This is a genomic window from Vibrio sp. 1249-1, from assembly GCF_033340495.1.
The window spans coordinates 62,016-82,627 of sequence record NZ_JAWOWJ010000004.1 but is presented as its reverse complement, the minus strand read 5'-3'; the positions used below and the strand labels follow the sequence as shown (position 1 = coordinate 82,627).

At 44.5% G+C, this 20,612-nt stretch carries 19 protein-coding genes; 8 read left to right on the top strand and 11 right to left on the bottom strand.

What is annotated here, in order from left to right; translation table 11 throughout:
- Positions 1-129: 129 nt before the first annotated feature.
- A complete protein-coding gene (locus tag R7Z50_RS09335) occupies positions 130-1,095 on the top strand; it encodes an electron transfer flavoprotein subunit alpha/FixB family protein (protein WP_318116827.1) in 966 nt (321 codons plus the stop codon).
- Between the two features lie 67 nt (positions 1,096-1,162).
- Here the strand turns inward: R7Z50_RS09335 and R7Z50_RS09330 are convergent, their stop codons facing one another.
- Genes R7Z50_RS09330 through pdhA form a run of 3 tightly spaced genes read right to left on the bottom strand, consistent with a single transcriptional unit; the run spans position 1,163 to position 4,378 of the window.
- Positions 1,163-2,311 (bottom strand): dihydrolipoamide acetyltransferase family protein, encoded by a 1,149-nt coding sequence (locus tag R7Z50_RS09330; RefSeq protein WP_005375831.1) that lies wholly within the window; start codon positions 2,309-2,311, stop codon positions 1,163-1,165.
- A complete protein-coding gene (locus R7Z50_RS09325) occupies positions 2,308-3,291 on the bottom strand; it encodes an alpha-ketoacid dehydrogenase subunit beta (RefSeq protein ID WP_017634235.1) in 984 nt (327 codons plus the stop codon). Before R7Z50_RS09325 ends, R7Z50_RS09330 begins: the two co-directional genes overlap by 4 nt.
- Positions 3,284-4,378, bottom strand: coding sequence for a pyruvate dehydrogenase (acetyl-transferring) E1 component subunit alpha (pdhA, locus tag R7Z50_RS09320; protein WP_025998586.1), 1,095 nt, complete (start codon positions 4,376-4,378; stop codon positions 3,284-3,286). The genes R7Z50_RS09325 and pdhA overlap by 8 nt, the downstream gene beginning before the upstream one ends.
- Before the next feature lie 656 nt (positions 4,379-5,034).
- Here pdhA and R7Z50_RS09315 point away from each other — a divergent pair.
- From R7Z50_RS09315 to yegD, 3 genes are all read left to right on the top strand, one after another.
- Complete coding sequence (locus R7Z50_RS09315) at positions 5,035-5,355, top strand: DOPA 4,5-dioxygenase family protein (protein WP_005375836.1); 321 nt, start codon at positions 5,035-5,037, stop codon at positions 5,353-5,355.
- A 324-nt stretch (positions 5,356-5,679) separates the two neighbouring features.
- A complete protein-coding gene (locus R7Z50_RS09310; protein ID WP_130545582.1) occupies positions 5,680-6,303 on the top strand; it encodes a hypothetical protein in 624 nt (207 codons plus the stop codon).
- Positions 6,304-6,424: 121 nt separating this feature from the next.
- Entirely contained in the window at positions 6,425-7,777 is a 1,353-nt protein-coding gene (gene yegD / locus R7Z50_RS09305) for a molecular chaperone (protein WP_318121617.1), read from the top strand.
- A 339-nt stretch (positions 7,778-8,116) separates the two neighbouring features.
- On the opposite strand, the gene R7Z50_RS09300 is transcribed toward yegD, so the two are convergent.
- Positions 8,117-8,590: a copper chaperone PCu(A)C gene (locus tag R7Z50_RS09300; RefSeq protein ID WP_005388497.1), complete on the bottom strand. Its 474-nt coding sequence runs from the start codon at positions 8,588-8,590 to the stop codon at positions 8,117-8,119.
- A 93-nt stretch (positions 8,591-8,683) separates the two neighbouring features.
- Positions 8,684-9,145, bottom strand: a complete 462-nt coding sequence (locus tag R7Z50_RS09295) for a hypothetical protein (protein ID WP_213961489.1) — start codon at positions 9,143-9,145, stop codon at positions 8,684-8,686.
- 439 nt (positions 9,146-9,584) lie between these two features.
- Between R7Z50_RS09295 and R7Z50_RS09290 the strand changes: the two genes are divergently transcribed.
- Positions 9,585-10,634, top strand: a complete 1,050-nt coding sequence (locus R7Z50_RS09290; protein WP_318121618.1) for a Preprotein translocase subunit SecY — start codon at positions 9,585-9,587, stop codon at positions 10,632-10,634.
- A 96-nt stretch (positions 10,635-10,730) separates the two neighbouring features.
- Here the strand turns inward: R7Z50_RS09290 and R7Z50_RS09285 are convergent, their stop codons facing one another.
- Positions 10,731-11,027, bottom strand: coding sequence for a hypothetical protein (locus tag R7Z50_RS09285; protein ID WP_017634219.1), 297 nt, complete (start codon positions 11,025-11,027; stop codon positions 10,731-10,733).
- A 149-nt stretch (positions 11,028-11,176) separates the two neighbouring features.
- On the bottom strand, positions 11,177-12,382 hold the full coding sequence (locus R7Z50_RS09280) for a DUF5666 domain-containing protein (RefSeq protein ID WP_318149036.1): 1,206 nt from the start codon (positions 12,380-12,382) through the stop codon (positions 11,177-11,179).
- An 89-nt stretch (positions 12,383-12,471) separates the two neighbouring features.
- Here R7Z50_RS09280 and R7Z50_RS09275 point away from each other — a divergent pair, with 89 nt between their 5' ends.
- The 3 genes from R7Z50_RS09275 (at position 12,472) to R7Z50_RS09265 (ending at position 15,420) form a co-directional block, all read left to right on the top strand.
- Complete coding sequence (locus R7Z50_RS09275) at positions 12,472-13,140, top strand: response regulator transcription factor (protein ID WP_025767686.1); 669 nt, start codon at positions 12,472-12,474, stop codon at positions 13,138-13,140.
- Positions 13,112-14,353 carry a HAMP domain-containing sensor histidine kinase gene (locus tag R7Z50_RS09270; RefSeq protein ID WP_318149035.1) on the top strand — a complete coding sequence of 414 codons (1,242 nt, stop codon included), beginning with the start codon at positions 13,112-13,114 and terminating at the stop codon, positions 14,351-14,353. Before R7Z50_RS09275 ends, R7Z50_RS09270 begins: the two co-directional genes overlap by 29 nt.
- 137 nt (positions 14,354-14,490) lie before the next feature.
- Positions 14,491-15,420: an SRPBCC family protein gene (locus tag R7Z50_RS09265; protein ID WP_115386685.1), complete on the top strand. Its 930-nt coding sequence runs from the start codon at positions 14,491-14,493 to the stop codon at positions 15,418-15,420.
- 146 nt (positions 15,421-15,566) lie between these two features.
- On the opposite strand, the gene R7Z50_RS09260 is transcribed toward R7Z50_RS09265, so the two are convergent.
- From R7Z50_RS09260 to R7Z50_RS09245, 4 genes are all read right to left on the bottom strand, one after another.
- A complete protein-coding gene (locus R7Z50_RS09260) occupies positions 15,567-16,022 on the bottom strand; it encodes a hypothetical protein (RefSeq protein WP_064369213.1) in 456 nt (151 codons plus the stop codon).
- 12 nt (positions 16,023-16,034) lie between these two features.
- Positions 16,035-17,813 carry a S8 family peptidase gene (locus R7Z50_RS09255; protein WP_064369214.1) on the bottom strand — a complete coding sequence of 593 codons (1,779 nt, stop codon included), beginning with the start codon at positions 17,811-17,813 and terminating at the stop codon, positions 16,035-16,037.
- A 248-nt stretch (positions 17,814-18,061) separates the two neighbouring features.
- A complete protein-coding gene (locus tag R7Z50_RS09250; protein WP_136976420.1) occupies positions 18,062-18,403 on the bottom strand; it encodes a hypothetical protein in 342 nt (113 codons plus the stop codon).
- Between the two features lie 10 nt (positions 18,404-18,413).
- Positions 18,414-20,327 carry a tetratricopeptide repeat-containing diguanylate cyclase gene (locus R7Z50_RS09245; RefSeq protein ID WP_025767692.1) on the bottom strand — a complete coding sequence of 638 codons (1,914 nt, stop codon included), beginning with the start codon at positions 20,325-20,327 and terminating at the stop codon, positions 18,414-18,416.
- Between the last annotated feature and the right edge of the window lie 285 nt (positions 20,328-20,612).

Below are 20,612 nucleotides of genomic sequence, written 5' to 3'. Positions count from 1 at the left end.
TCCTTTCTATTATCGTCATCTGCGTGACAGGTTTTTGGTTTCTATACAGAAAACTATAGCTCAGTTGACGTTAACGTGAAGTGGACTAAGCTCAAGTAATGGATCTGACGTGTTATATGAGGCATGACCATGGAAGACCGACCACTAGCAACACTTGTGCTCGCAGAGCATGACAACCAATCGTTGGCTGTAGGGACGCTGTGTGCAATTAAAGCGGCATTTGAGATTAAGGGTGATGATAAATCGCTTCCTGTTTCTGTGTTGCTTATTGGTTATCAGTGCCAATCAGTTTTGGATGAGTTGAATTGTGTTCAAGGTGTTGCAGAAATTATCTGGGTTGATGCGAAGGGATATGAACATGGATTAGCGGAAAATATCGCACCTTTGATCTCACAAGTAGCCAAAAACTACTCACACATTCTTTCTCCTGCTAGTACATTTGGTAAGAATGTGATGCCTCGTGTGGCGGCGTTGCTTAATGTTGGTCAACTTTCTGACGTGATGACAATCGAGTCTATCGATACGGTGATTCGTCCAATTTATGCTGGAAATGCATTGGCGAGAGTCACGTCGAATGATCCCTATAAAGTGATGACCATAAGAAGTACGGCTTTTGATGCCGCAGAGCTATCTGACACGCCAGTTGTCCCTAAGCTTACTCAAGTCGACACGGTGATTATCAATAAACTTAGTGAGTTTGTTTCGCAACAAACGCCAGAAAGTGAGCGACCAGAATTGCCAGCGGCTAGAGTAGTGGTGTCGGGTGGTCGTGCATTCGGGAGTAAAGAGAAGTTTGTTATAGTAGAACAATTGGCTGACAAGCTAGGTGGAGCGGTAGGGGCGTCACGAGCGGCGGTCGATGCGGGCTATGTGTCTAATGACCATCAAGTCGGGCAAACCGGCAAAATTGTTGCACCGGAGTTATACATTGCCGTCGGAATTTCTGGCGCGATCCAGCATTTGGCGGGAATGAAAGATTCCAAGGTGATTGTTGCAATTAATAGCGATCCTGATGCGCCTATTTTTGACATTGCTGATTATGGATTGGTCGGCGATTTGTTTGTGGTAATGCCTGAGCTGTTAGAGAAGCTGTAGATATAGTCTTGCTTCCTAAAACAAAAGGCTTCCGGACTGGAAGCCTTTATCATTTGATTTTTATAAGTTACTTTTCGCTCGGACGTTGCAGGTGCTCTGCAAGTACTTTCGTAAACCTTGCAGCTTCACCACCAGTACAAGCGCGATGATCAAACGTTACGGATAGCGGCATTGCTTTCACCGAAATTGCTTGACCATTTCTTATCACAACTCGGTCGAGTATTCGGCCCGCGCCGACAATAGCGACTTGTGGCGGTGTGACGACAGGTGTTGCGTAAATACCGGCAATCGCGCCGAAGTTGGAAAGCGTAATCGTCGCGTGCTGCAATTGCTCACGACCGATTTTTCTCTCTCTGATCCCTTCAACGGTTTGATCGAGCCAACGACGAACATCTTGTGGCTCGTATTCATCTGCGTGGCGCAAGACTGGCACGTACAATCCATGACGGCTATCTACTGCAATTCCTACATTGACCGTTGTGTGTACACAGCGTGTCATGGTTTCGGCATCAAACCAAGCGTTTAAAGCGGGCTCTTCTTGACACGCATGAACAATCGCTTGAACAAGGCGGATACTGATATCTTCGTTTGGCAGCCAATCTTCCAACAACGCTTCTTCCGTAATAGTTACGGCAGCAACATGTTCGTGCGATTCGGTCATAGACGATACCATGGTACGTCGAGCGCCTTTCAAAACTTCGGTGCCTGGACGCTGTTTTCCGGCTTCGTCGTAAATATCGGCATCTACGATAAGTCCGTTCGGGCCACTACCTGACACAAGGTTAAGATCTACCCCAAGTTTTTGTGCCAACAAGCGAGCCGAAGGCAGGGCGGTAACGAGGTTACTTTCTGTCGTGTTGTGGTTGCCACCAATCCAGAAATCATCAACGTTAACATGATGCGCTTGGTGAGAAACGCTACCGACGACGGTTGCGGCGTCAGCAGTGGCTTTTTTCTCTGCCGTTACTTCTCTCCCGGCACCTGTTTCATCAATCTCTAGCAGTAATGCACCAATATTGACGATTTCACCTTCCTCACCATGACGGCTGACCACACGGCCCGAATAGGGGGCAGGGACGTCTACCGTCGCTTTTGCTGTCTCGACAGTTAAGATCACTTGATCTAATTTAACCATGTCTCCGACATTAACGTGCCATTTGACAATTTCTGACTCAGCGAGACCTTCACCGAGATCGGGTAAATTAAACGTCTTCATTTCCAATCCTCCACGAGTTCGCGCGCCGCGGTCACAATGTCTTCTTCCTGAACCATGAAATAATCTTCGTTACGGTAATAAGGCATAATGGTGTCCATTCCAGTTACTCGTTTAGGTGGGGCTTTAAGTAAGCACATGGCGTGTTCAGCGGTTCGAGCTAATAGCTCAGATCCCACACCACAAGTTTTACTCGCTTCATGAACAACGAGTAAACGTCCAGTTTTTTCTAGTGAGCTGAAAATCGTCGCGGTATCAATTGGCTTAATACTCGCCAAATCAATCACCTCGACTTCAATTCCCTGACTAGACAAGGTTTGCGCGGCCTGAAGTGACTCTACGACGCATGCGCCCCAAGTAACGAGCGTGATATCTCGCCCCTTACGTAAGGTGAAGCAGGTGTCGAGTGGGAGTGCTTCGCCGTTATCAACGACTTCAGATTTAACGGTGCGATATATGCGCTTCGGTTCGAAGAACATGACGGGATCATTGCTTCTAATTGCGGCGAGAAGTAAGCCGTATGCGCGTTGTGGTGAAGAAGGAATCACCACTTTAAATCCAGCAGTGTGAGCAAATAGCGCTTCCACGCTTTCTGAGTGGTGTTCCGGAGCGTGGATACCGCCGCCAAATGGCGCACGGAAAACCGCGGGACAAGTGAGCCGACCGCGAGTTCTGTTACGCATTCGAGCCGCGTGGCACATTAAGTGCTCCATCGCAGGAAAAACGAAACCTTGAAACTGAAATTCGGCGACAGGTCGTAATCCTTGCGTTGCCATACCGACCGCAACCCCGCCGATTAAGGCTTCAGCGAGTGGCGTATCGATGACTCGTTTAAGACCAAACTCTTGCTTGAGTCCGACAGTGGCACGAAATACACCACCATTATCGCCCACGTCTTCACCTAATACGACAACATTGGGGTCTTGTTGCATTTCGTGGTGCAGGGCAAGGTTTACTGCTTCAACCAACGTTAGCTCAGCCATGTCTGCCTCCCTGCATTCTCATTGCCTTGTTGATGAGTTCATCTCTTTGTGCATGAAGCTCTTGAGGTAGCGATTCATACAAATAATCGAAACCGGTTTCTGGTGCTTGTGGCGGTAAGCTCAGATAGCGTTCAACAGCTAACTCTACTTGCTCTTTACAGTAATCTAGCCATTGCTGTTCTTGTTCGTCGCTCCAAGCGCCTTGATTAAGGAGGTACGTTTTAAGACGTGCGATAGGTTCGTATTGCCATGCAGTTTGAACATCATCTTCTTTACGATAACGAGTCGCATCATCGGCCGTAGTGTGGTCACTCAGTCGGTAACTCACCGCTTCGATGAGTGTTGCGCCTTTCCCTTTTCTTGCTCTCTCAAGGGCGGTTTTAGTTGCATCATAAACGGCGACGACATCGTTACCATCGACAGTAATACCCGGTATACCTGCACCTTGCGCTTTTTCTGATAAGAAATCGGCGGCACATTGGAGACTACGCGGCACTGAAATTGCCCACTGGTTATTGTTTACGACGAAAACAAGTGGAATATTCCAAGTACCTGCGCAGTTTATTGACTCAAGAAAGTCCCCTTTGGATGTACCACCATCGCCACACATGACTAGCGCAGCTTCATGGTTACCTTGAATTTTTAGCGCGGAAGCCACCCCGACAGCATGCGTACATTGCGTCGCTATGGGTACACAGTAGGGAAGGTCTCGGCTAGGAACCGGACTGCCTTCAGGAGCAAAATCACTCCCGCGCTCATCGCCACCCCAGTATTGAAGGTTCTTTTCCATGCCAATGCCACGACACCACATCGCAGGCATATCGCGGTAGTAAGGGACAAACACATCATCGGCTTTAAGTGCTCTGCCGACCGCAATGCCTATGGCTTCCGCGCCTAAGTGTGAGGGATAGGTCCCTAGCTTACCGGTGCGTTGCAAGGCAACTGCTTTGTTGTCGTAAGTGCGAGTTAATACCATGTCTCGGTAAAACCCGACCAATGTTTCAGTGTCAGCCCAGTTGGGTAGTTGGCCGACGAGGTCCCCACGATGGTCGATAAACCGATGCATGGGTAATGCCTGAACGTTCATCTCAAGCTCCTTTTGACGCTGCGGGTCTTTTGGACTGCAGCTGTTCATACAAAACCAGAGTTTGTATGGGTACTCAAACTCTGATATCAGCGCAAAGGCCATACCTAAGGTTGCGTGTGCTTTCGATAGCGGTAGGCATCTGTTCGTCCCTTAAACTATTTGTCGATAACATCGCTGCGATTATTTCACCGCAAGATACAGAGAAAGGCTTTTCTGTATCTAACCCTCTAACTAAATCGTGGTATAGCCAGATACAATAAGTGTAAACAAATTGTTAAATTATGCTTCATTTTGACTTTTGCTCAGTAGTAAAGTTTTGCTTACACCCTGATTTTGCAGAGTAATATGCTGCTATTTTGCTGGTGGTATTTTTAAACTCGAATTTAATTACTGGTTAATGAAACATATTTGCAACAAAATTTGGCTGTAAAATTTGACAAAGTGAGTCATTATTAATGAATCAACTCAAACAGTTGCTATATGATGAATTGCAAATTTTTGTTGTGCTCGAAGCCTCGACCTTATGAGAATGCATAACTTCTTCCCAACTGAGTGGAATCAAGGTAGGGTGACGGCATTACAAATGTATACCCTCGGCAGTGCTTGAGCTTATCCAAAGTAGGTGGTGCTCAAGCGGAAGTGATTATGGAGAAGTTATGTACCACGCTCATGTTTATTTTCCCCTAAGAGAACAAGATAAAGCGCAAGCCTTGAACGAGATCATCCGTCAAGAGCGTCAAGATGTGCTGCGTGTGTTTCCATTAGTTGGACGGTTAGTTGGCCCACACAAAATGCCGATGTTTGAAATTCACCTAGAATCATTGAGTGAAGAGTTCTTGGCGTGGCTTGATACGATTCGAGGCGATTTTTCTGTGCTTATTCACCCAGTAAGCGAAGAAGAGTTGCTCGATCACACAGAACGCGCGATTTGGTTGGGCAGAGAGATTGGTGTATTTGAAGAAAAGTTAGAGAAATAGTTGCTCCTCTTGCCCATGCATGGCCGCTTTGAATCCTTCTCTTCTCATTGCGGTCGCAGCTTCTGCTTAACGCCTCATCTTCATTGATGGGTGCGGAATCCCTCTCTTACGCTTTGCTGTAGCTATTTTTGTGCTAAACCTAAAAGTAGGCTTTCGAACTTCACACAAAGCGTGAAAATGTCGCTGTTTAGTATGCCGTTAAATGAATTTTGGTGGTAATAAAATAATAAGTCTTTGATAAATCAAATAGGTATAGCAGGGAAGTGCAGTTTACGACCCCAACGCCATTGGCAGTGGCGCCGATAATTTCTGAGGGGGAAGGGTATGTTTTCAATACTCTTGGTTATACTTGCACTCTATATATTTTGGCTGTTGTTTCGCAACGGGCCTGAGTTTGCCGGGCGTACCGCCCAAAAAAAACGTGACTGGGTAGGGCCTACCGCCAACAAAGAAGAATGGCGAGGATTTTGTAGGGATGTATTTCAGCCGTTCAGTTCTCAAACGACTTTCTACGCTATTGCTTATTTTGCCAATTACGTAGCAGCAGCGAACGCAATATCTTGGTCAACGATATACGAAGGCGATTATCCGGTCATCATAAGCCGATTTGGTAGCTACTTCATTTTAAGCACGCATGATGCACTGGTCGTAGCTGGGTTTATTGCGCTTGCTTTCTTTATCATTAATTGGCAACTTGCCATGCGCTGCTCCGGTATTCTTAGCCAGTATCTAGTGCGGATTCTTATTATTAATCAAAAGCGCTTTGTCGCGATTAGCTTGGTGTTTTGCAGCTACTTTTCGTACCTACTGACGCTTGGTATATTCTGGCTGTTCCATGATGGGTATTCAATCTGGCATGGATTAATGCTTAGCCCTGTGTTCCTATTGTTAGCTTTATTGGTAGCGGTTGTTGTGCCATCTGCAAAAAGAGAAAATAGTGTACCTTAGATAGATTTTCCACGTTAAATTACACTTGATTTTGGGATAGTAATTCTTATGCCATTAAGTTAGCATTGCCAGCTTTTTAACGGTCAAAAGGCCACTAATCAGTGGGACAGTGGGAGAAACAATGTTTATCGGCTTTGACTATGGTACTGCAAACTGTTCAGTGGCTAAAATGGAATCGGGTGAGCCAGTACTGCTTAATCTAGAAGGAAACAGCCCTTTTATTCCTTCCACCCTTGCTGCACCGACTCGTGAATCGGTATCCGAGCATTTATTTCGCCATCGAGATATTAAACCATTAGATCAAGTTGGTGAGCAGGTTTTACGCCGGGCAATCAATTTAAACCGAGAAGAAAGTATTGACTTAGAATCCGACGACATCGCGTTTGGTCAGGCTGCACTTAATCTCTATTTGGAAGATCCTCGCGATATCTATTATGTGAAATCGCCGAAGTCTTTTCTTGGTGCATCTGGCTTGCGTGATGTGCAATTGGCTTTCTTCGAAGACCTTGTCTGCGCGATGATGGACAATATTAAGTCTCAAGCCGAAAGCGATGCGCAGCAAAGTATTACCGATACTGTTATCGGCCGGCCAATTAACTTCCATGGGCGTGGCGGCGAAACGGCTAACATTCAGGCAGAAAGCATTTTGCTGCGAGCAGCGAAACGTGCGGGCTTCCAAAGTGTGGAGTTCCAGTTTGAGCCTGTCGCGGCGGGCTTAGAGTATGAAGCCACACTCAGCGAAGATAAAATCATTCTAGTAGTCGATATTGGCGGTGGTACAACGGACTGTTCGTTGATCCAAATGGGACCGTCTTGGCGCGGCAAAGCAGATAGGACCGCAAGCTTGTTAGCTCACAGTGGCCAGCGCGTCGGCGGGAATGATCTTGATATCGCGCTAGCATTTAAGCAGCTCATGTTCCCTTTTGGCATGGGAAGTAAAATGGAGTCAGGTATTGTGATGCCGACCACCCAATTCTGGAACCCGATAGCAATCAATAATGTAGAAGCGCAGAGTGACTTCTATTCGCGAGAGAACCTATCAGCGTTAAAGTTGCTTCAAAAGCAGGCTCAAGAGCCAGAAAAACTTGCTCGTTTGCTAGAGGTGTATCATGAGTCTTTAGGCTACAACATTGTTCGCCGTGCCGAAGAGGCAAAAGTGGCACTTTCAGAACAAGCTTCTTACCGAACTGGCATCAACTTGTTATCAGAAACGATTGAAGTTGATGTACAACGTGACGAAATGATCGAAGCGATCCAGTCGCCAAAGAATAAAATGACGGCGTTGGTGACAGAAGCGGTAGAGCAAGCTGGAGTTAACCCCGATGCTATCTTTATGACTGGAGGTTCGGCACGCTCGCCAATCTTGCGCGATGCGGTGCAAACCGTACTGCCAAGTATTCCGGTTGTCAGTGGAAACTATTTTGGCTCAGTAACTGCTGGCTTAGCTCGTTGGGCTGAGGTTTGTTTCAAGTAGAAAGAAAGCCGATTAACCGTGGATCTTTGTTGCCAAACTTATGATTTCATTTAGGCTTGCCAAGTGATGGTTGGAGAACTTTGTCGAGAGGTTGAGTTTTAAGCGGGTAGGGAACCTTTTTAGGATCTTAAGTCTTTCAAGGTCATTCTGAATAGCGAGGAACGAGCGTGATTTAGAATCTCTTGCCCGAGCACGCTGTTATGATATATGACGCCGTTTCGCCAAGCGTTATTTATCACCATTATTCTGAAGAGTCGAGTTAAGACCTATTGGATAATGATTTTGACTAAGCTGAGATAAAAATGCCCGCTAAATCAGCGGGCACTTTTGTTTGCGTCATTAATGATGCATGTGTTTTTCCATGTGGCCTTGTTTCTCAACCGCCATTTCCACTTCAACCTTACCTGCGTTTTTAAAGGTTAATGTCATAGGGAAGCGGTCACCCTCTTTAAGAGTTTGTGTTGGGTTAAAAATCATTAAATGGAAGCTGCCTGGTTTAAACAACACAGATTCATTGGCTGGAACGCGCACTTCGTCAATCTTAATCATTTTCATCACACCATCTTCTTTCTTATGCGTGTGAATTTCGACATGTCCTGCGATTGGGCTTTCTGCTGCGATCAATGTATCTTCACTGTCACCGTGGTTGGTTAGTTGAAAAAAACCACCGATAACAGGTGCGTTTGGTGGCGCTTCGCGGCTCCATGGATGGTCGATATGAATTTTTCCTGCTTCATAATCGTGCGCTAAACTCAGTGGGCTAGCGATGACAGCAATAAGCGCGATAGCGGCGGTTTTTAATGATTTAAGCATGTGTTTTTCCTTTTGAATTAATAGCTTCTCTGAATGGACAACAAACAGAGTCATCGTTATTTTTGGATAAAGTTGTTAATGATTAGATGCCTGTTAGGCAGGAAAAACACTCGGCGGAGAGTGCTTAGGCGCGATGTGTTTGTAAACGAGCTTATCGCATTTTGAAAAGTGATAAGTCGTCAGTGCATACTTTACTCGGCGCAGCCAATGGATCGTTGTCAGGTAAAGCCCAATCGTAACTAAAAGAAAGAATTGAACAGCTTGAAGAAGCGGGCATTCAAACTGGAAGCCGTCGTGTAAGTTAAGATCTTGGATGAGCTTAGAAGAAGATTGAGCGTTAGCCTCAATCAACGTATTGATATCCACCCATTTGAAACCATCTGCGGTACACAGTAAAACCTTTTCACTTTGGACTTTGTTGAGCCAAGTTGTGCTGTGAACTTGTGTAGGGTTAAGAGCGGCTGTGGACGCTAAATACAACTGAAACAACACCGCGATAATAACCGCAATAGCGTGCAAGCGATGGTGTTTGTGCTGTATTAGAGTGTTTTCCATACAATTGAGTGCTTATCTTCTTCGGCGCGGGATACTAACAAATTAACCAAACAATGTAATTATCAGTTTACTAAAAGGTGATGCAAGTGTGCATTATTTGTTTTATTGCCTATTTTTAACGCTTTAATGTCTTGATTCGGCTGACATTCACAACCTCCAATTCAACTTGTCAGTCTTGCCTAGTCGCTTTTGAAGATACCGAATTAATCTCTCTTATATGCCACTGAAGCTTCGGTTAGTGGGTGTCGTGGTGGTGTTTTTACGTGCTAGATTTGGCTGATATCGATTCAAAATGCACACCGAATCTTCACTTGTTTTCCGTTAACGGAATTATGACAGTAATTTAATAAAGGATACGGTATTCTGCGCTCCTTTGTACATGCCAGAAACGTCCGTCCTACTTAGTAGGAGGGGCGATTAATCTTAAGAAATTTCTCAAATGAAATACGAACAACAGATTGGATATCGATACCCTAAAGGTCGATTTGCCATGGTGAGTGTATACGCATTCACTGGTGCTGCGATTTTAGCATCGACTATTTTTTCTCTATTGCTATTTTTGTCTATCGACGAAAATCCGATGATGCAAACCTTATTTGGTGGTTTAGCGATCATTTTTGAAGCGGGTAAATTTTACGCTTGGTATGAATACGGTGAGCGCCGAGCCCATCGCAACTACACAGGAGCAGCAACCGCTCTCGTGTTTTATTTAGTCTTAGCTACGATTTCCATTGGCGGTAGTATTGGTGGCATTAATAGTGCAACCAATAGTGCACAAAGTCATATTTCGGTAGAGCAGGCGAAAGTGGAAGCGTTTAATCGTCAGATTGCGGCAATCGATAAGCAGATTGAGCTCAACAATATGGCAGCGCAGAAATACATCGAGATGGAGCGTATCGCGACTGGTGTAACTCGCATTCAGGATCAAAACAAAACCTTACGTGAAGAGCAGCAACGCTTGGCTATGGAGCGTGATAGTTTACCGCCGGTTACGCAAGGCTCAGTGATTGGTTTGATTGATAGCCTAGCCAACGCATTTGGTACCACCTCTCAGCAAGCTCAGCTTGGCTTGGTTGTATTTCTTTCGATTCTTTTGGACTTCTTTGCTGCATTTTTTGTTGGCTTGATTGGTGAAGAGCAACGGTTCCGATATTTCTATCGCAGAAATGAGGGCATGATATTGAAAACAGTTCGCGATATAGACCCAGCGCCTGCGGGTTATCTTCCTCATATAAAAGAGGAAGAAGAGCAAGAAATACCAGCTGCGCCGGAGCCAGAAGAACCAAAGGAACCGAAAACCTTGTTAGAGCAAGTTAGCGATGCACTTAAAACGCATCAAATTACGTGCACCAAAAAAGCCGTTGCTAAACAGTTTAGGCTGTCTGCGGAAGAGGTAGACAAGGTATTTGAAGAATTGGCAGAGCTCGGTTTAGTGGGGAAAAAAGCCAACCACCATTATCATTGGATAGGTGAAGCAGAAACCGCATAATTGGTTATCTATTAAAGTTCGGAAAGAGCGTCAATCGGCGCTCTTTTTTTTGGGAGGGGGGAGTTTCGCTATTAAAGTTAACTACAAGAAAGCGTATCAATCTTTATTGAGCTTTTTGGTTACGTCTTTCACCGTTTTCTTCTCTTTTTCCGGTGTCATTGCATCAACAGCTTTACCCGCCATCCCTTCATCTGGCAATTTGTCTTTTCCTGCATCAACTGCGGTATCTTTCAGTGCCTCTTTAGGCGTACAGCGACCACCAACACCAACCACGGCTTTTGTCGCAGCGGCTTTAGCTGCCTTTTCTGCATCGCAGTCAGGATCCATAACGCTAGCTAAGCTCGTGGCTGAACCAAAAAACAAGATTAACAAAATGAGGTTGCGTTTTTTCATATTCGTCACCAATGTTGTGAAACATAGGTAAAGTGTAACGGAGAGAAAAGGCTTTGGCTGAGAATTTGTTGGTTTGAGCTTGGGAAGCAAAGTAAGGTGAAAAGAAAAAGTGCCACCGAAGTGACACTTTTTCTTAAGCGTAGAAGGGATTAGTTGTCGTAAACGTCTAACTCCACTTCACGGGCAATATTTTGCTCGTTAATGATCACACCTTCGACTTCGACTTCGACACGAGCACCATTTAGGTTAAGTTCTTCAATGCCTTGGAAGCGTGTTTGTGCATCAATCACAACGGTGGTGTTACTTAGTACTTGATCAGCATCATTCTCACAATGCTCGATTTCAAACACTCTTGAATCAGCATCGTAGTTTGATACATAGCCTTCACATTCAAACTCTTTACCTCGCCATTGGTTGTCATTGTCAAACTCCGACCGCTCAAATTCGATGACGGTAGCGGTGCGTTTGCCATTTTTCATCACAGAGGTCACTTCTACTTCTTGACCTTGTTCTAGATTAGCTTTGCTACCATCCTCAAAGCGTGTTGCGTTATCGATGAAGAATGCACCTCGGTAGTTTAGAGAGAACTCACTATAATCCTTGGCAACCCAAGTCACGATGCCTTCCACATCGCTGTCATTGCTTATGACGTCGTAGCCTTCAACTTGTACCTCATGTGCCATGAAGATACCGTTTTGCATTTCACCTTCTACTTCCACCCATTGGCCGATGCTAAGTTGGCTAATGTTGTCGTAAGATACGGTTATATTTGTACCAAGCTCAAACGTGCCAGCATTTTCATCGATACTGGTAATACGGCCTTCCAGTTCGTAGTCGTTATCAAGTACTGGGTAATCGTTATCTACGTCGAGTTCGACCACAGACAACACTCGATAACCCGCATCCGCAGTCGGCAAGGATGACACCATCACCCAGTCGTTGATCTCTATATCATCACTTAAACCGTCAAACTGCAGATCTACGCCGTTTACCGTAAATGTTTTCTTCACATGATCAATCGCTGTGACACGTCCTGTAATGGTTGGTTCAAGTGTGACTCGGACGCCATTGTTCGAAGCTTGCCGAATATCTGACCCCACGCGAACCACCATTTTTGGTTTTACATCGGCCAATTGCACTTGTGTGTCGTCATAAACCACCTCAGACACACGATACGTATGTCCATTGACGGTTAACGTGCTTTCTTCAGCGTTGACCGCTTCAACAGAGCCCATCGCTACACTTGGTTTCACTGTTGGTTGAGTTGGTGTGCTATCGCTATTGCTGCCACCACCTGAACCACCACAACCAGACAATGCCAAACCTACTACAGAAATAAGAGCGAGTTTTTTCATTGTATTAACCTCAATTTACGAGCGAGTTTAGGAAATTGCCTGTATCTTATTGGGCATATCGTGAAGAGATCGTGAAGAAATGTGATTTTATGAAAATTTTAATTGTAGATGACAACCATAACGTCTCGGAGACGATTGCAGACTATCTTGAGCTCGAAGGCATGATTATCGATTGTGCGTTTCATGGAGAGGCTGCGATTAAGTTAATCGAGGAAAATCATTACGATGTAATTATCATGGATATCATGATGCCGAAGCTCGATGGCATCAGTACGGTACAGAAGCTTCGACAAGATAAGTTATGTGGAACGCCAATTCTCTTCCTAACGGCAAAAGATACGCTAGATGACAAAATCGCGGCTTTTAAAGCGGGGGGAGATGACTATTTAATGAAGCCATTTGCGATGGAAGAGCTCAGTTTGCGTGTTCATGCTTTGGCTAATCGTGGTCCAAGACAAGATATCGGAACGCTCAAATTTGCAGATATTTGTTTAGATGCGCGTACAGGAAAAGTAACGAGAAAAGACAAAGAAATTAAGCTGAGTCGAATTCAAACTAAAATTTTAAAATTGCTCCTCCAACGTGCTCCAGCAGCGGTCTCGCGCACAGAAGTGATCGATAGTGTGTGGGGAGACGAACCACCTGGAAGTGATGCACTTCGTAGCCATATTTATGGTTTAAGAACCGCACTAGACAAAGGTTTTGAAGAATCACGATTAGAGACTATTCATGGACAAGGTTACCGACTTAAAGCATAACGAATATCCAAGCATTTATCGCAAGATCCGTTGGGGTTTTGGGGTCATGACGTTTGTGATGTTTACTCTTTTTTGGTCGCTGATTTATGTGGCAGAAAACAAACTGGAAGTGCTGAGTTTACATCACTGGCTCGATACTGAAGCTGCGCTTTATAGTGAGAATTTCGAGAAACAGGGCTGGGATGCGCCATTGCCAAACGTATTGGAGTTCAACTCATATTGGAGTGAAGCTCCGACACCGGATTGGTTGCTCTCTTTTACTTCACCTGGTTTTTACGAATACCTGCTTGGTGAAGAAGACAAACACTTTGTTGTATTGAACCATCCCTCAGGGAAGGGGCTTATGTACATTGTATTTCAAGATGACTCCGATGATTACCTCGACGAATACGAAAGCTCGCTGCATCAGTTTACGCTACTGCTCGGTGGCTTATTTTCATTTGTTATGGTCGGGTATGGCATTTATATGGTGCGAATATTGTCTCGACCACTAGCGCAAATCGAAGAAAAAATTAGCCAAATGTCACCGGATCAACCCGCTTTCCAAGTTGAAACTAAGTTCAGCGAAACACGCCAGATAGAGCAAACTTTGCTGGATAATAAAAACGATATCGCGGGCTATTTCAAACGAGAACAAGAATTTAGCCGTTTTGCATCGCATGAGTTGAGAACGCCAATCATGGTGATTAAAGGCTCAACAGACATTCTGACGCGTCTTCCTGATCAACCTCGAGTTGCGCAAAAAGCCATCACGAGGATGCAGTCAGCTTGTGACGAGATGCGTGTACTGACAGAAGCGTTTCTCTTACTTGGTAAAGAGAAAATAGAGCCTCAGCATTACGGAGAGCATCAGCTTCTTACTTGTTTACAAAAACAACTGGAAGAGCTGGCTCCTTTATTTGCCAAGCAAGATTCGAACTACGCTTTGCACGAACAACATAGTGGTGTCGTGAATGCACCGGAGAGTTTTGTGACCATTGTAATCAACAATCTGATTAAAAACGCCTTTAGCTATAGTGTGGGAGATATTGAAATTGAGTTGAAAGGTCATGCGCTTAAGATCCTAAACCGTCACGATGGCAACGAGACGTACAACGCTGGTTATGGTTGTGGGCTTGTTATCGTACAACGAATATGTGAACGGATGGGGTGGGCGTTAGTACTGGACGATGATGGTGTTCGATTTAGTGCAAAAGTGGAGTTCTGCTCTTAGCTTTGTGCGTATTGATTCAAGTGAGACTTAACGCTCTGGCTTTTTCTTGTCGTACGCATCTAACCCGCAGTCAAACAAGAAAAAACTGGAATTTGAATTAGACTGAAGTTAGTGAAGCGGAAACTCGAGGAACCGTTATGCTCTCTTATCAGGTCAGCCGAAGTATTGAAATTAATAAGAATCAAAGTGAAATTATTGGCTATCTCAAGAACTTCAAACACTGGCCCAGCTGGTCACCATGGATCATTCTTGAACCAAGCTGCGAGCTGACATTCAGTGATAATCAGGGCCACGTTGGAGCTGGTTATCAATGGAATGGTCAGCGTATTGGGACTGGCGCGATTGTACTGGAAAGTACTCAAGAGCATCGATTAGATATGGAGCTGCATTTCTTTCGTCCAATCAAGAGCCATGGAAAGGTGACTCTAATCGTGACGCCGTCACAAAATGGCTGTTTAGTCGAATGGCAAATGCAATCTCGCGTCCCTTGGTATCTGTTCTTTCTGAAAAGTATGTTTAAGTCGATGATAGAGATGGATTATCAACGTGGGTTACGCATGCTTAAAAGTAAGCTTGAAACCGGAAGAGTGCATTCAGACTTAGTCGAAATTGGGAACCGAACGTTGCCTCAAATTCATTATATTGGGATCAAGGGTGTGGCTAGCTTGCAGGAATTAGGTTCGGTAATTGATAAGCATGTTCAGCAACTAGAACAGTTAATTAGTGACGAAACCCTATCCGTGAATGGTGAATTGTTTTGTTATTACCAGTCGATGGATATGCAGAAAGGTACATTCGAGTTTATCACTTGCTTTCCTCTTCATAACTCAGTACCAGCGCCTCAAGGGGCGGTTACCGGTACCATTCCTGAGAGTGAAACATTTGTCGTTGAACACCGAGGTGAATATCAGTTTTTGGGAAATGCATGGGCTTTAGCGATGAACTTGGTTCATCAGAGTGGTATGAAAGTCAAAACCAGTCCTTTAGGAATCGAACGCTATCTGAATAGTCCGAAGGAAACCACGGAAGAAGAGCTAAGAACGGAAATTATTTTGTTTAAGAAATGACAGGCGCAGGCGAGTAGGGTGTTTAGGTATCATACTAGTTATGCGAAATGTTACTAAAGAATAATAGCGTATCTGTTCCTACCCATAAAAATGCCTCAGCAATCGCTGAGGCATGGTTTTACAGGCCAACTTCTCTTGTTAGAGAATTATTGTGCACGGTATTTACCGCTGTTTAGTTCAATTTTAGACGCTTTTACCCGGCTGTCTGCATTTAGGTAGTCGCTAATACTTAGCAGATCTTGATCTTGAGATGCTTTTAACACCGCTGATTCCCCCTCTGCGAAGATAACTTCTAATTTTAACTCGTTGGCGACTGCTTTCGCTTCGTTAGGATTGTTTACGGTGATATAAACCAGTCCTGTGGCTTTGGATACATTACTAAACGCATTCTTAAACACCTCATCACCCGCTTGAAGTTTTACGTCTTCAGATAGGGTTCTAACAGTGCCAGTTTGCACTTTTCGATAATCTTGGCCATTAATCTCAACCGCTTCTGATGGCACAAACAGTTCTGGTGCAGGTTGTTGAGAGAGCTGTTGCTCTGCGTATACACTCGACGTCATGATAACGAGAGCCAGCATAGAAAATGATTTGTATTTCATGTTATTGACTCCTTAGTGTCCAAATATGCGCATCGACCAGTTCTTAATAACACCGGGTTGAGCGTTGTTTGCCATCGGAACGTCATAGATGGTGGAAGAGTTGAAATATGCAATGTAAGAATAGGCTTCATCGCCGTTCGTATCTATTGCTCGCAACGTCCATTCGCCTTTTGCATCTTCGCCATAAAATTGGTTAGACAACATTAATTGATCTTTGTAGCCAGTAATCGTTGGATCAAGAGATTGACCAACAAGACCATTGCGCGGTGTTTGCAAAACAGAACGAGTCCCTGATGGCGAAATGAGCTCGATAGCTAAGTCGGGCAGACGAGCGTGGTCCAATGTCAATGTCACTTGAACGGATTCTACTGTCAGCTCATCGGCAATGGCGATACTTGAAGAACCACCAACTAGACTTGCATCGGGTACACTTACTTCTGTAGCGTTATTAACCCATGGCGTAATGACCTGAGCTGGTAAAACACGATTCGTCATGCGAGCACGTTGCATCGCGTCATCTAAATCTACAGCGCCGAAGCCATAAAAAGTATGGAAATCTACGCCTGCTGCGTTTTTTTGCCAAGGGGCAATGGCCTCGTAGCTAACCTGTTCACCTTTATGGTTAGTAAATTCAAGCTGTACGCCTGGATGCGCTTTATCCGTTACTTTTGCTGTCTCCGCTAGTAAAGCACGTACATCACGAGCAGAAAGTGCGTGGTTGGTTGACATGATTGCCGCGATGGCACCCGATGTGTTTGGCGCAGCCGATGAGGTTCCGTTCATCGTACTGGTATAGTTACAGTTCGGATCGAGCTCCGTTCCGCCGTGTAACCCATTAATGCCAAGGCCTTCACTGGTATTTTGCCCTTCTTCACAACCCATTAAATCAGTGGTGACCATAGCAGGGAAATCTTGCCCATATTCACCTGCTGGTGCTGCAACCCACACGTTCGAACCCACCGATGAGTAACTCGCTCTCGTACCATCCGCTCGCAGTGCACTAGTGACTAAATTGAAGTAATTGGCGTTATCATAAGACTGAGCAGAGTTGTGCATCGGTAAGCCTTGATTGTCTCCACCAGCAAAGAAGTTACTTGGCAATACGAAGAATCGCCCTGCATTGAAATAACGGTAACCATTACCTGCTGACTTTACAAATACAGCACCTCGACCCCAGGCGTTACTCTCGCTGACGTTTTTCATCACGTCCATTTCAAGTTTTAGTTGAGGGTCGCTCTCATCAAAAGTAATCGGGTTTATAGGGCTGAAACCGTAACTTTGGTTAAATACGCGAACATCACGTGTTGCTGGGTCCATGCCATGGGAGATTAACCAACCTTCTAATGTCTGGTTGGCTAACCAGTTAAAACCAATGAGGGAAGAGTGAGAAGCGACACCGCGTCCGCCTTCACCGTTGTTGCCGACGGCGCTAATCAAACCGGCTACAGCAGTGCCATGACCATTAGTATCAACCGGATAACTTGGTGGGAATGAAGAGTCTTCGACGAAGTTTCTGCTACCTGTAACTATATTACCTGCAAGGTCGGGGTGATCGATCTGCACTCCAGAATCAATGACGGCAACTTTCACACCAACACCTGCAATCCCCATTGCCTGAGTGAGCTTAGTGTTTAAGTCGTTCCCAGCAACAGCAGGATTAGCCGCAAACGCAGTTTGCCCCGTGTTGTCTAAGTGCCATTGTTCAGAATAGAGTGGATCAAACGCCGAGACGGCAGGTGCAATGCCTACTGCCAACATAGCAGCAAATAGGCGATTAATGCGTATTTCCATTTTTGACCTCATGTCTTTGTTTGGAATTTTTTAGTTCCTGTTTCATATTCCGCTAACAGGAACAAACAAAGCTAACGACAAAGAATAAGGACGAAAACCATTTACAACTTGTTTACATTAAAAGTTCGATGGACAACATAAGTCTTTGTTAATTTACTGAAACCATGAGGTTTTTATATGTCGCATCGAGCATGCGTGAAAAGTGAAAAGCAGAAAATACGAGTGTACCGTCTGCTTCAAGAGGGGAGTTATTTAGTTGAAGCGGGTTGAATAGTTGCCATTGGTTTCTTAGATTCGGCTTTTTCCTTAGGCAGCACGTTATCAATCCACTTTTTAATGTACAACTTATCGAATTCTTTATCACACCACTTTTTGTTTAATCCACGTCGATTGAACTCAGCACCAATCGCCACTTTGGTTTGGTTGGTTGCACGGTTGTAGTAGAGAGTTTCACATAGTTGAGTGTTACTCATTTGCTGGGCATATACATTGACACTGCTGCTGCGCATTCCCAGTTGAGATGCTTGCTGATTACTACACGCCATAAGAAATAGAGGCGCAAAAGTAATAATGATTAGATTTTTTTTCATGTGTGCTTTTTTATGATGTAGGATGAATGATGAACTGGTTTCTACCAGCTTGCTTCGCATCATACAAAGCTTGGTCTGCCAAGAAAAACCACTGATCCCATTCTTGTTTAATTGTTTGTGCCGACAGTTTGTCCACTGCTCCAAGGGAAATTGTCGCGCTTAATGGTTTAGAGTCAACCACCAATGGCGTGTTTTCAACAGTATATCTCAATCGCTCCAAAAACTTAGTGCAATCTTCGGCTCGCTGTACTTCGAATAATAGGACAAACTCTTCTCCACCCCAACGAATGAGTAGGTCACCAGAGCGGGTGGATTCGTTAAATAGCGTGGCAATATGAGTCAGCATTTTATCGCCAATATCGTGTCCATATTGATCATTAAAGGTTTTGAAATGATCGACATCTAAAACGGCTAAGGCAAATGTTCTATCTGGGCTTCTACGAGCCATTTTGTCCAACCAAATGTGAAGATAGCGACGGTTATGCAGTTGAGTTAATGGATCGGTAGTATTTTCTTGAGTGAGTGCTTTATTAATACGTCTAACGCGCAGTACGTAACGAAAACCAACGACTCCAATTGCCGCAATAGCGATAAAGTAGAACATTTCTCGATAGCGCTGTGAACGCAGTTCAGAGGCTTGTAGCGCATTTTTTGTTTCTAGCAATTTGAGTTCTTTCTGGGCTAACTTAGCTTCGAGGTCAAACTTAATGTTAATCATCTCTTCACCATGAATATGATGAGAAAACTCAGCCTCTAGCTCTCTTAATTGGGTTAAATAATGAAAAGCCGCTTCATAGTCATTAAGAATTTGATGAGCGTTTACCAGTACCGAAAGCATATCAATACGCTGACGCAGCTCTAATTCACTGGTTGATTTGGTTTGTTCTAGAACGTTAAGTGCTGTTGTAATAGCTTTATCGTATTGTTTGTTTGCGAGGTAAGCCTCTGCAAATGCCTCGTAACAAGACGTTTTTAGCATTTCTAGATTTTTGGGAATGGGCAGGTCTACGCAACGCTGTGCGACCATTAATGCATCATCAATTTTTCCTACCGAGCTCAACATTTGTGAAAAGCTGGATAAAGAGTGGTGCTTGACTGTGTCCGACCCCGTTTGCATTGAAAGTCGAATGGCTTCATTGAAATAATATTCCGCTTTTTTGTTATCTCCGAGGCTCGAGTGAACGATGCTAAGGTTTGCGTAGATAACCCCCATAAAAAAGCTATTATCGTATTGATATTCGCTCTCTAGGTAAGTGTCGAGAGCTTGCGTTAGGTAACTGTTGGCCCGAGCCCAATCTGATGCATCGATGTAGACCGTCCCAATGTTGTTCAGTGTCATCGCGACTTGTATTTCAAATACTGTTTTTTCTAATAACTCATAGGCATTGCGATAATATTTTAGGCCACTGCGTAGTTGATTTCGAGATACTTCTAGATTGCCTAACCAGCGGTAAGCACGGCCTTCTAATGCTAGATAACCAAGATCACGGGCTGTAGAAACAACGTCATGGAGTAACAATTCTGCGTTCCAGTTATCGTCTTGCTCAATCATTGTTACAGCCTTATTGAGCTGTGCTTCAGCGACGACCCATTCCAAATGGTGCTTTTTACCGAATTCGATTAAATCGGGCATATCTTTCGGTAATGGAACGCCTTCGTAACGCTTAAGGTACTTGCGTGCAAAGTAATACAGAGCAAGAGACTCCGCTGATGCATTCTGTGGCGCATTTAACTCATCTTTTTGAATTGATCGCGGCTTACCCATCGAGCGAAAGTAGAGTTTTAACATGGGCTTGCTTTCTGCTGAAATGTGTTCTTCCAGATAAGCTTGCTTTTCGGTACTCGCCAGTACGTTGGTGGGATGCAAGAAAAGTCCAAGTGCAGTACAAAGTGCGCAAGCCAGTGTTTTAATTGAGAAGTGCATGAGCGTATTAATAAAATGTGATCTCTTAACCGAATACCAGTTAAGTCTACCATTTCTTGTTGGTTACGTGCGGATGGATTCCCAGTGGCAAAGTGTTTTAGGAGTGAGATACGAGAAGGATCTCTATAATATTATGATTTATAAAACAAAATCTATTGAAAACTTATGCAATGATTAGGCGATGGTATAGATAAGGTAACGATGACAGGTAGGCGAGCATATTCGGTGGACTCAATCTAATGATTTAAGCCGCGGATTCATCGCTCAAAATCAGGGCGAAGTGTA